The following is an 11,217-nucleotide window of genomic DNA, read 5'->3' on the forward strand; positions in this document are numbered from 1 at the left end:
AGCCGACCGTGGCCGCCGTGCCGGGCGAGGGTGGCCGGGGCGCCACCCCCACGAAGATCACCAGCACCGGCGAGAACGGCAAGCGGCCGACCAAGCCCACCACCGACGAGCGCAGCGCCAAGCCGAGCGCGGTCACCGTCGAGAAGGACTGAACCGGACCCCTCCGCCGGATCGCCGACCTCGCGAACCCCCCGGGCCGGGCCACCGCGCTGATCCGGCACCCCTCGCCGCGGCGGGTCGGGCGCGGGCCGGCTCTCCAGCCGGAGGACGTAGGCCGCTGGAGGGGATGGCCGGGCGGTGCGTGGACGGTCTAACCTCGCGAGCAGGGAAGCGCCGAGGACGGTCGCGCGCTCGCCGTACACGTCGCTCCGGATCGGGCCGCGGAGCGGGATCGGGGAGGTCCGGTGTCGCAGGAAGAATCCGCCGGCACCGGCCCGCAGGACGACGATCCGTTCGAGGCGCTGCGCCCCGAGCCCGACCCGACCGACGCCGGCCTCCCGCCCACCGGGCCGGGGCGGGCCGACGAGGGTACGCCCGCCACCGGGCCCGAGCGCGCCGAGCAGGTCTCCCCGTCCGGCGCGCCGGAGCCGGCCCGGGCACCCGCGACCGGCGCCGCCACCAGGACCGGGCAGGCCACGGTCGAGGAGCTGACCGAGCCGACGGAGTTCGAGCCGAGCGGGCGGTTCGGCGTACCGGGCAAGCCGCTGCGGCGCAGCAGTTTCCTGGTCGGCTTCACCGGGGCGCTCGGCGTGTTCCTGGCGTACGCGGTCTTCCTGGGCGTCCGCAACTCCGCCGGCATCCTGGTGCTGGTGCTGATCTCGCTCTTCCTCGCGGTCGGGCTGCACCCGGCGGTGGTCCGGCTGCGCGGCTGGGGGCTGCCGCACGGGCTGGCGGTGGCGGTGGTGACGCTGAGCGTGCTGCTGCTGATCGTCGGCGGCCTGCTGGCCCTGGTGCCCCCGGTGGTGACCCAGTCCGGGCAGTTCATCCAGCACCTCCCCGGCTACGTCGAGGAACTGCGCCGTAACCCCACCATCAACGACCTCGTCGTCCGGTACGACGTGGTGCAACGGGTCCAGTCCGTCGCGAGCGCCAACACCGTCGGCCGGATCCTCGGCGGCGTGCTCGGCGGGGCACAACTGATCTTCGGCACGCTCTTCCGGGCGCTGACCATCCTGGTGCTGACCATCTACTTCCTGGCCTACTTCGACCGGCTGCGCGACCTCGGGTACGCGCTGGTGCCGCGCTCCCGGCGCGAGCGGGTCCGGCTGATCGGCGACGAGATCCTGACCCGGGTCGGCGCGTACATGGTGGGGGCGCTGGCCATCGCGGTGCTGGCCGGGGCGAGCACCTTCGTGTTCGCGCTGGCGGTCGGCCTGCCGTACCCGTTCGCCCTGGCCGTGGTGGTCGCGGTGACCGACCTGATCCCGCAGATCGGGGCGACCCTGGGCGCGGTGGTGGTGACCCTGGTCGGCCTCGCCACCGACCTGCCGATCGGGGTCGCCTGCCTGGTCTTCTTCGTGATCTACCAGCAGGTGGAGAACTACCTCATCTACCCCAAGATCATGCGTCGCGCGGTCTCGGTCAACGAGGTGGCCGCGTTGCTCGCCGCGCTGCTCGGGGTGTCGCTGCTGGGCGTGGTCGGCGCGCTGATCGCGATCCCGACGGTGGCCGCCCTCCAGTTGATCCTCCGCGAGGTGGTGCTCCCCCGGCAGGACTCCCGCTGAGGATCAGCCGGCCTGCCGCTGCTGCGGCCCGGGCACCGGAGTGTCGGCGAAGGCGGCCACCGTCCGGTCGGCGTACGCGCTGACGTCGCCGGTCTCCACCGGGCCGTCCCAGGTGGTCGGCAGCGGCACCGGCACCGCCGGGTTGACCCGGCTGACGATCTCGTTGAGCACGGTCTCGGCGTCGCCGACCCAGAGGTGCTTGGCGCCGGGCACCCCGACCACCTCGGCCTGCGGCACGGCCGCGAAGCGCTGCCGGGCCTCCGCCGGGCGCAGGTAGTCGTCGAACTCGGGCACCAGGGCGGTGAGCGGCTTGCCCGACTCCGCCCAGACGGCCAGGTCCTCGGGCGCGGAGAAGCGCAGCGGCGGGGAGAGCAGGATGGCCCCGGAGATCGCCGGGTCGCAGCCGTACTTGAGCGTCAGGTCGGTGCCGAACGACCAGCCGACCAGCCAGATGTTGGGCAGCTCGTGGAACTCGGCGTAGTCGATGGCGGCGGCCACGTCGTAGCGCTCGCCGACGGCGTTGTCGAACGCGCCCTCGCTGGTGCCCCGAACGCTGCTGGTGCCCCGGGTGTTGAACCGGAGCACCGCCAGGTCGGCCAGCGCGGGCAGCCGCCAGGCCGCCTTGCGGAACACGTGGCTGTCCATCATCCCGCCGTGGGTGGGCAGCGGGTGCAGGCAGACCAGGGTGCCGGCCGGCTCGCGGTCCAGCGGGCGGGCCAGCTCACCGACCAGCGTCAGCCCGTCGGCGGTGTGCAGCTCGATGTCCTCCCGGTGGCCGGGCAGGATCGACGACGCACGGATCGGTGTGCTCACCGTCCCAGTCTCCATCGCCGCCGCGCGCGCCGTCCGCCGGGGCGGAAACAGGGTGATCCAGATCGCTCAGCCGTGCCGGGGGGCGCTGCGCCCGCGCTGGAGGTTCGGCCCGCGCCGGTCCCGGGCCCGCCAGCAGCCGCTGTGCCAGTGCCGCCGGTCGGTGAGGTCGCCCCGGTCGTCGGCCGGCCAGGCCACCACGTGCGCCACCCCGGGGCGGATCTCCTGGTCACAGCCGGGGCAGCGGTACGTCTTGACCGACGCCCCGCCGCTGATCCCGCGTACCTGCCAGTCGCCGTCGCGCCACTGCTGGACGGTCGGCACGCCCTGGCGTACCCGCTCGGAGTCCAGCTGGGTGGTCTCGTCCCGGCGGGGGCGGTGGCGACGGGGGCTCACGGTCACCAAGCGTACGGGCCGCCAGCCGGCCCGGCCCGGGTCGGGCGGTCCGGCCGGCGGCCGTCGGTCATTCCCAGGTGTCCGGGTCGGTCAGGTCCTTCGCCACCTGCGCCCCGGCCAGCACGGTCGTCGCGTCGGCCGCCGTGAAGCCCAGACGACCCTCGGAGGGGGCGATCCCTGGCAACGGCCAACCGAAATCGGCGGTCAGGTGCGCTCTTGGGATGCCGAGCAGTTCCAGCTTCGTACCGTCCGGGTAGAGGTAGCCGGGTCGGCCACCCACCACACGGTTGCTCTCGGTGGTGCTTTCCGCGATCTGCGCCCCGTACAGCAGCTTCACCCACATGGTCGCCGACTGCTCCCGGCTGAGGGTGAGCTCGACGGTGAGTCCCCTCGGGAAGGCGGTGACGTCAACGGAGCAGAAGCTCACCGTCGCGCCCGCCGGCAACGTGCTCAGCCGCAGCGGCGCCGCGCACCGTCGTGCCTCATCCCAGCGGATGGCATCCACGGCCTTGACCAGCACGCTCCGGTCGCCGCCGAGCATGGCCACCCGGGCGTACAGGCCGGGGACGGGCTGCCAGGCCTTGACCAGGCCGCCGGTCGTGCCGCCCACCTGCCGGATCTCACCGTCGAAGGTCACCGGGACCGGGCCGAACCGGTCCGGGAAGCCCTCGATACCCCTGCCGGTGAACGACTGCGTGGACCGGCCCACTTCGACGAGGACCGGCTGCTCATCCCCGACGCTGAACCGGATCGACTCCATCTCCACCGACGCGTAGACGGCCCAGCGCAGGTAGCGGGCCCGGCTGGTGTCGAGGCCCAGGTGCAGTACCTGCGGGTCGGCGCCCACCAGGTCGGGGCGCTGGGCCGCGCCGGACACCCCATCGGCGCGGGGCGGCACCGGCGCGGCGACGGTCGGCGTGGCCGCCGCCCACGGGAGCCGGCCGGGCAGGCCGGCAAGGTCCGCCCCGGTCACCCCGACGAAGCCGAGGACCCCGACCAGGGCGAGGGCGGTGGCCGTCGCGGCCCGGCGGCGCAGTTGCCGGCGGCGGCCCTGAGCCCGGGAGGCCCGGAGCAGCCGGTGGGTGTCGGTCTCCCCCTCGGCGCGCTCCCGCAGCACCGAGGCGATTCGCTGGTCCAGGTCGGTCACGGCCGGCTCCCCTGGGTCGTCGGGGCGCCGCAGCGCTCCCGGAGATGGGCGAGCGCCCGCATCGCGTGGGTACGGACGGTGACCGGCGAGCAGTCGAGGATCTGGGCGATCGTGGCGTCGTCCAGGTCCTCGTAGTAGCGCAGCACCAGCACGGCACGCTGGCGGTCGGGCAGGGCCCGGATCAGCCGCCACATCTCGTCCCGGTCGGCGGCCTCCCCGCCGAGGTCGCCCCGCTGGGCGCGCTCGGCGAAGGTGTCCACGGCCAGCTCGCGGCTCGACCGCCGGCGCCACCACGAGTTGTTGGCGTTGACCAGCATCCGCCGCACGTACACGTCGGGCCGGTCGGCCCGGGCGATCTTCCGCCAGTGCACGTACGCGCGCGCCAGCACGTCCTGGGTCAGGTCTTCGGCGCGGTGCTCGTCGCCGGTCAGCAGCCGGGCCAGGCGCATCAGGGCCGGGCCGCGGCTGCCGACGTACTCCTCGAAGGTCACACCCTCAAGACGCCGTCACCGGCGCTCCGTGTTGACCGGATCAGCGGTTGGTGTGGTCGCGAAAGCCACGACCGCTCTTGCGGCCCAGGTAGCCGGCGGTGACCAGGTGCTCCAGCAGCGGCGCGGGGGCGAAGCCCGGCTCGCGCAGCTCCAGGTAGAGCTCCCGCTGGATGGCCAGCGCGACGTCCAGCCCGACCACGTCCAGCAGCTCGAACGGGCCCATCGGGTAACCGCAGCCGAGCTTCATCGCGTGGTCGATGTCGTCGGCGGTCGAGTAGCTGGCCTCCAGCATCTTCACCGCGTCGTTCAGGTACGGGAAGAGCAGCGCGTTGACGACGAAGCCAGACCGGTCGCCACACACCACGCTGGTCTTGCCCAGCGCCGCGCAGACCGCCCGGGCGGTGGCCGTGGTATCCGCCGACGTACGGATGGTCTGCACGATCTCCACCAGCGGCATGATCGGCGCCGGGTTGAAGAAGTGCAGGCCGATCACGTCGGCCGGGCGCTGGGTGGCCATCGCCACGTCGATCACCGGCAGGGACGAGGTGGTGGTGGCGAGCACGACGCCGGGCTTGCAGATCTCGTCGAGGCTGGCGAAGAGGGCCTTCTTGACGCTCAGCTCCTCGACCACCGTCTCGACCACCAGGTCCACGTCGACGAGGTGGTCCAGAGTGGCCGACCAGGTGACCCGGCCGAGCGCGGCGTCCCGGTCGGCCTCGCTGAGCTTGCCCCGGACCACGCCTTTGTTCAGCGAGGTCTTGACCGCCTCACAGACCTTGGCGGACTGCTCCGCGCCCCGGGTCACCGAGATGACCTCGTACCCGGCCCTGGCGAAGACCTCGATGATGCCGGTGGCCATCGTCCCGGAGCCGACAATGCCAATCTTGGCGATGGCCCGCGCGCCGTCGGCGAGCGCGGCCCCCGTCGCCACCGGCGTCTGCTCGTCCGGTACGACCTTCGGCGAGCCCGGCCGCTCGTAGGTGTAGAAGCCACGGCCGGACTTCCGGCCGAGCAACCCCGCGGTGACCATCTGCTTGATCAGCGGCACCGGGGCGTGCCGGCGGTCCCGGCCGCCGCGCCGGTACATGGTGTCCAGGATCTCGTACGCGGTGTCCAGGCCGATCAGGTCCATCAGCGCGAGCGGGCCCATCGGCAGGCCGCAGCCGAGCTTCATCGCGGCGTCGATGTCCTCGCGGGTGGCGTACCGCGCCTCGAACAGGCTCACGGCGTGGTTGAGGTAGCCGAAGAGCAGCGCGTTGGCGATGAAGCCGGCTCGGTCGTTGATGGTCACGTCGACCTTGCCGAGCCGCTCGCAGAGCGCCTCCACGTCGGCCACCACCTCGGCGGAGGTGACCACCGTACGGACCACCTCGACCAGCTTCATGATCGGGGCCGGGTTGAAGAAGTGGATGCCGATGACCTGGTTGGGCCGGGTGGTGGCGACCGAGATCTCGGTGACGCTCAGCGACGAGGTGTTGGTGGCCAGGATGGCCTCGGGCTTGCAGACCCGGTCCATCTCGGCGAAGATCCGCTGCTTCAGGTCCAGGTGCTCGGGCACCGCCTCGATCACCAGGTCCACCGAGTGCAGCGCGCCCAGCCCGACCTGGAAGTCGACCCGGCTCAGCAGGGCGTCCCGGTCGGCCTCGGCGAGCTTGCCCTTGGCCACGGCGCGGTCGGTCGACCCGGTGAGCGTGGCCCGGCCGCGCTCCAGCGCGGCCGCGGAGATCTCCACGGCCACCACGTCGATGCCGTTGCGGGCGAAGACCTCGACAATGCCGGCACCCATGGTGCCCAGACCCACCACACCCACACTGGTGAACTCGCGCGCCACGACCCGCCTCCCCTTGGTTGACTCCGCCGTTGCCGACATGAACGGCCGCTAAGGTTATGCGCCGGAGTCTGCCACGTGACTCTACGTTGTCGAGACGCCGTGGGATATTTCACGGCGGTTCAGGCCGCCGTGGGCACCTCCGTGAGGGCCAGCAGCTCGGCGACGAACTCGGCCGGTCGTTCCAGGTACGGGGTGTGCCCGCAGCCGGGCAGCACCACCTCCCGGTACGTCCCGCCGGCCGCCGCGTACCGGTCCAGCACCGCCCGGGTCTGCGCGATCATCGGCTGCGGCGGGCAGTCCGCCGCGCCCGGCCAGCCGGGCACCACGCCCAGCGACCCGAGGTAGGCCAGGTCGAACAGCGAGGTGTCCGAGACGATCACGTCGGCGTCGCCGCGTACCCAGGTCACCGGCGGCTTGACCGGGACGCAGACCAACTCGTCGGCGACCCGGAACCAGGCCGGCGCGAGCGCGTTGAGCACACCGCGCTCGCCGGCCGCGGTGCCGGGCCAGTGCGGGGAGGCGACCGCGGTGCCCGGGTAGTTGTCGTCCTCGGTGGCGGTGCTGAGCAGGCTGTCCAGCAGCAGTTCCTCGTCCGCGCCGAGCGATGCCGGGTCGGCGACGTAGGCGGAGCGCAGCACGTTGCGCGGGCTGGTCGGGGCATCCGCGCCCCGGTCACCGGCGGCCAGCCGGGCCACGAAGTCGGGGTTCGCGGTGCCGGCGCCGGTGCCGGCGAAGTCCGGTGTGGTGGGCGTGCCGTCGGCGTCCCGGGTGCCGCCGAAGCCGTACGGCGAGACGGGAGCCGCCAGCAGCAGGCCGGCCACCCGCTCGGGACGGTCGATCAGCAGCCGCATCGCCACCCCGCCGCCGAGCGAGTGCCCCACCACCACCGGCCGGGCATCGGGGGCGAACAGCCCCGGGGCGTCGAGCAGGGCGGCCACGTCGTCGGCAAAGTCGCCGAGGCCCCGGGTCGCGTCGACCGGGGCGGTGTCGGTGTCGCCGTACCCGCGCAGGTCGGGGGCGACCACCCGGAGCGTGTCCGGCAGCCGGCGCAGCAGCGGCTCCCAGAACGCCGCCGACGAGCAGTTGCCGTGCACGAGCAGGACCGGTACGCCGTCCGGCGGGCCGGCCACCCGGACCGCCTGGGTGATGCCGTTGGCCTGGACGGTGTGCCGTTCGCTCTCCATCCGCGCATGCTGGCACGTCGGGCCGACCCGGTCCATGTGCGTGGTCCCCACACCGCGCCGCCGTCCGGTGTCGCCGGACGCCCGGTCAGCGTGGGACGTCGGCCGGGAGCGGCACGGTGCCGCCGCGCGACGCCACCGGCTCGGTCGGTTCCAGCGGCTGCCGCGGCGTCGGCACGGGCAGCGGCAGGGTGGGCCGCTGGTCCCGGCACGGCAGCCCGAAGTGCAACCCCACCGGGTCGGTACGGGCCACGCCCGGGTCGAAGAACCGCAGCTCGGTACGGCCGACCCGGACCACGTCCCCGTCGGCGAGCCGTACGCTGTCGCTGACCCGCTGGTCGTTGAGCCAGGTGCCGTTGGTCGAGTCGAGGTCGGTCAGCGACACCCCCTCGGCGGTCAGCCGGACCGTGGCGTGCCGCCGGCTGAGGTGCGGGTCGACGAGCACGATGTCGACGGTCGGCGCTCGCCCGATCACCTGCGGCTCTCGGCCGACCCGGAAGCTCAGTCCCCGCATCGGGCCGCCCGCCACGGTCAGCAGCGGCATCAGCTTCGGGTGCTCCTCCATGGACACTTCGCCCTCCACCCCACCATCGCCCCCACGCCAGCGTGCCACCTCACCGTAATCGCTCCACCACCCTGTGGTCACCATCCCGACCCGGGTGATCGCCTACCGTTCCCGGTTCGGCGGGCACTCGCGGTTCGGCCCCACCGGTCACGGGCGTCGATCCCGCCCACCTACCGGCGAGTAATGTTCGGGTCTAGACTTCGGCCATGACGGCTGCGCATGTCCCGGGGGCCCCGATCATCTCCGACGGCCGGCTGGTCTCCACCAGCCCGGCGACCGGCGCGGAGGCCGGGCGGCTCCCGGTGGCGACCGAGGCGGACGTGCGGGACGCGGTGGCCCGGGCCCGCGTCGCCGGCGACTGGTGGGCCGGGCTCGGCTTCACCGGCCGGCGGCAGCGGCTGCTGCGCTGGCGGAGCGTGCTCGCCCGCCGGATCGAGGAACTGGCCGACCTGGTGCACACCGAGGGCGGCAAGCCGGTCGCGGACGCCGTCGTCGAGATCCTCACCGCCCTGGAGCACATCGACTGGGCGGCCCGCAACGCGCGGCGGGTGCTCGGCCCGCGGCGGGTCCGCACCCGGCTGATCCTGGCCGAGTTCACCGGTCACCTGGAATACCAGCCGTACGGGGTGGTCGGCGTGATCGGCCCGTGGAACTATCCGGTCTTCACCCCGATCGGCTCCGCCGCGTACGCCCTGGCCGCGGGGAACGCCGTGGTCTTCAAGCCGAGCGAGTACACCCCGGCCGTCGGGCAGTGGCTGGTGGACCGGTTCGCCGAGGTCGTGCCGGAGCAGCCGGTCTTCCAGGCGGTGCACGGCCTCGGCGACGTGGGCGCGGCGCTGTGCGGCGCCGGGGTGGGCAAGCTGGCCTTCACCGGCTCCACCCGCACCGCGAAGAAGGTGATGGCGGCCTGCGCCGAGACGCTGACCCCGGTGCTGCTGGAGGCGGGCGGCAAGGACGCGATGATCGTGGACGCCGACGCCGACCTGGACGCGGCGGCCGAGGCCTGCGTCTGGGGCGCACTGACCAACGCCGGCCAGACCTGCATCGGCATCGAGCGGGTCTACGCCGTCGACCAGGTCTTCGACGCCTTCGTGGACAAGGTGGTCGCCAAGGCCGGCCAGCTGACCGTGGGCCCCGAGGGCGCCGACATCGGCCCGATCACCATGCCGTCCCAGGTCGACGTCATCCGCCGGCACATCGAGGACGGCCTGGCGCGCGGCGGCCGGACGGTCCTCGGCGGCCCCGACGCGGTCCAGCCGCCGTACGTCCACCCGACCGTGCTGGTGGACGTGCCGGAGGACTCGGCCGCGGTCCGCGAGGAGACCTTCGGGCCGACGCTGACCGTCAACCGGGTCCGGGACGTGGACGAGGCGGTCGAGCGGGCCAACGCGCTCCCGTACGGCCTGGGGGGTTCGGTCTTCGGCCGCAGGCGGGCGGTGGCGATCGCGCGGCGGCTGCGCTCCGGGATGGCCTCGATCAACTCGACGCTCACCTTCGCCGGGATGTCCACCCTGCCGTTCGGCGGGGTCGGCGACTCCGGCTTCGGCCGGATCCACGGTGAGGACGGGCTGCGCGAGTTCGGCCGGGCCAAGTCGATCACCAAGCGTCGGGCCCGGTCGATGCTGCCGGCGATGACCTTCGAGCGCACCCCGGCGGACGTCGCCCGCCTGGTCAAGGCCGCCAAGCTGATGTACGGCCGGGGCCGCTGAACCCGCCGGTCGCCCGGTTCAGAAGAGGGTCAGCTCGTCGCGCTCGATGCCGCGCAGCTTGTCGTAGTCGACCACCACACAGCGGATGCCACGATCGGTGGCGAGCACCCGCGCCTGCGGCTTGATCTCCTGCGCGGCGAAGACGCCGGTGACCGGGGCCAGCAGCGGGTCGCGGTTCATCAGTTCGAGGTAGCGGGTGAGCTGCTCGACGCCGTCGATCTCGCCGCGTCGCTTCACCTCGACGGCGACCGCGCCCTGGTTGGCGTCCCGGCAGAGCAGGTCGACCGGGCCGATCGCGGTCATGTACTCGCGCCGGACCAGGGTGAAGCCCTCGCCGAGGGTCGCGGGGTTCGCGGCGAGCAGCTCCTGCAGGTGCGCCTCGACGCCGTCCTTGCGCAGGCCCGGGTCGACGCCCAGCTCGTACGAGGTGTCCTGGAAGATCTCCTCCAGGGTGATCCGCAGTTCCTCGCCGGCCTTGTTGACCACCCGCCACACGCCGGGGGCCTCCTCCAATCGGCACGGCGGGCTCATCCAGTTCAGCGGCTTGTACGCCCGGTCGTCCGCATGGATCGACACCGAGCCGTCCGCCTTCACCATAAGCAGCCGGGTGGCCAACGGCAGGTGTGCCGAGAGTCGTCCGACGTAGTCCACCGAGCACTTCGCAATCACCAACCGCACCCGACGAGGGTAGCGGAGCAGCGGGCCGTCGCCGACGAGCGCCACTGGCGTACCGGTGCGATATTGAGACCGTGCTCGAAGTCCTCACCGGTTCCGGTCTCGCCGCCTCCGCCGGCCTGAACGCCTACATCCCGCTGCTCCTCATGGGTCTGCTGGCGCGCTACACCGACCTCGTCGACCTGCCCAGCGGCTGGCAGTGGCTGGGCAACGGCTGGATCATCCTGATCCTCGCCGTGCTGCTCGCCGTCGAGGTGGTCGCCGACAAGGTGCCGGTGGTGGACCACGTGAACGACGTCGTGCAGACGGTGGTCCGGCCGACCGCCGGCGGCCTGGCCTTCGGCGCCGGCTCCAGCTCGCAGACCGTCACGGTCAGCGACCCGGACACCTTCTTCTCCTCGCACCAGTGGGTGCCGGTGCTGGTCGGCGTGCTGATCGCGCTCGGCGTGCACCTACTCAAGGCGGCGGCCCGCCCGGTGATCAACGCGGCCACCGCCGGCTTCGGCGCTCCGGTGGCCAGCACCGCCGAGGACGCGACCAGCGCGGTCATGTCGGTGGTGGCGATCCTGCTGCCGGTGCTGGTGCTGGCCTTCCTGCTGGGTCTCGTCGCGTTCCTGTTCTGGTTCCTGCGGCGGCGCAAGGACCGGCGGCGGGAGCGCGCGGCGGCGCGGGCCGCGGGCTTCCGGGT

11 protein-coding genes are annotated in these 11,217 nt (G+C 73.2%); 3 read left to right on the top strand and 8 right to left on the bottom strand.

Features of this window, described 5'->3' with window-relative positions:
- The first annotated feature begins 647 nt into the window (after window positions 1-647).
- Window positions 648-1,724: an AI-2E family transporter gene (locus ONA70_RS30195; protein WP_265009907.1), complete on the top strand. Its 1,077-nt coding sequence runs from the start codon at window positions 648-650 to the stop codon at window positions 1,722-1,724.
- A gap of 3 nt (window positions 1,725-1,727) precedes the next feature.
- Here the strand turns inward: ONA70_RS30195 and ONA70_RS30200 are convergent, their stop codons facing one another.
- The 7 genes from ONA70_RS30200 to ONA70_RS30230 form a co-directional block, all read right to left on the bottom strand.
- Entirely contained in the window at window positions 1,728-2,537 is an 810-nt protein-coding gene (locus ONA70_RS30200) for an alpha/beta hydrolase (RefSeq protein ID WP_265009898.1), read from the bottom strand.
- 66 nt (window positions 2,538-2,603) lie between these two features.
- Window positions 2,604-2,930: a hypothetical protein gene (locus tag ONA70_RS30205; RefSeq protein ID WP_265009899.1), complete on the bottom strand. Its 327-nt coding sequence runs from the start codon at window positions 2,928-2,930 to the stop codon at window positions 2,604-2,606.
- 67 nt (window positions 2,931-2,997) lie between these two features.
- Window positions 2,998-4,077: a hypothetical protein gene (locus tag ONA70_RS30210; protein WP_265009900.1), complete on the bottom strand. Its 1,080-nt coding sequence runs from the start codon at window positions 4,075-4,077 to the stop codon at window positions 2,998-3,000.
- Window positions 4,074-4,568: a SigE family RNA polymerase sigma factor gene (locus ONA70_RS30215; protein ID WP_265009901.1), complete on the bottom strand. Its 495-nt coding sequence runs from the start codon at window positions 4,566-4,568 to the stop codon at window positions 4,074-4,076. The genes ONA70_RS30210 and ONA70_RS30215 overlap by 4 nt, the downstream gene beginning before the upstream one ends.
- 40 nt (window positions 4,569-4,608) lie before the next feature.
- A complete protein-coding gene (locus tag ONA70_RS30220; protein ID WP_265009902.1) occupies window positions 4,609-6,399 on the bottom strand; it encodes a 3-hydroxyacyl-CoA dehydrogenase family protein in 1,791 nt (596 codons plus the stop codon).
- Window positions 6,400-6,518: 119 nt separating this feature from the next.
- A complete protein-coding gene (locus tag ONA70_RS30225; RefSeq protein WP_265009903.1) occupies window positions 6,519-7,583 on the bottom strand; it encodes an alpha/beta fold hydrolase in 1,065 nt (354 codons plus the stop codon).
- Between the two features lie 85 nt (window positions 7,584-7,668).
- On the bottom strand, window positions 7,669-8,145 hold the full coding sequence (locus tag ONA70_RS30230) for an FHA domain-containing protein (RefSeq protein ID WP_265009908.1): 477 nt from the start codon (window positions 8,143-8,145) through the stop codon (window positions 7,669-7,671).
- A 206-nt stretch (window positions 8,146-8,351) separates the two neighbouring features.
- On the opposite strand from ONA70_RS30230, the gene ONA70_RS30235 reads away from it, so the two are divergent.
- A complete protein-coding gene (locus tag ONA70_RS30235; RefSeq protein WP_265009904.1) occupies window positions 8,352-9,854 on the top strand; it encodes an aldehyde dehydrogenase family protein in 1,503 nt (500 codons plus the stop codon).
- Between the two features lie 18 nt (window positions 9,855-9,872).
- On the opposite strand, the gene nucS is transcribed toward ONA70_RS30235, so the two are convergent.
- A complete protein-coding gene (gene nucS / locus ONA70_RS30240; protein ID WP_265009905.1) occupies window positions 9,873-10,532 on the bottom strand; it encodes an endonuclease NucS in 660 nt (219 codons plus the stop codon).
- 71 nt (window positions 10,533-10,603) lie between these two features.
- Between nucS and ONA70_RS30245 the strand changes: the two genes are divergently transcribed.
- Window positions 10,604-11,217 (top strand): DUF4126 domain-containing protein (locus ONA70_RS30245; RefSeq protein ID WP_265009906.1); only part of this gene is annotated, 614 nt, incomplete at its 3' end.

The sequence above is a fragment of the Micromonospora yasonensis genome (assembly GCF_026013475.1).
GTDB lineage: Bacteria > Actinomycetota > Actinomycetes > Mycobacteriales > Micromonosporaceae > Micromonospora > Micromonospora yasonensis.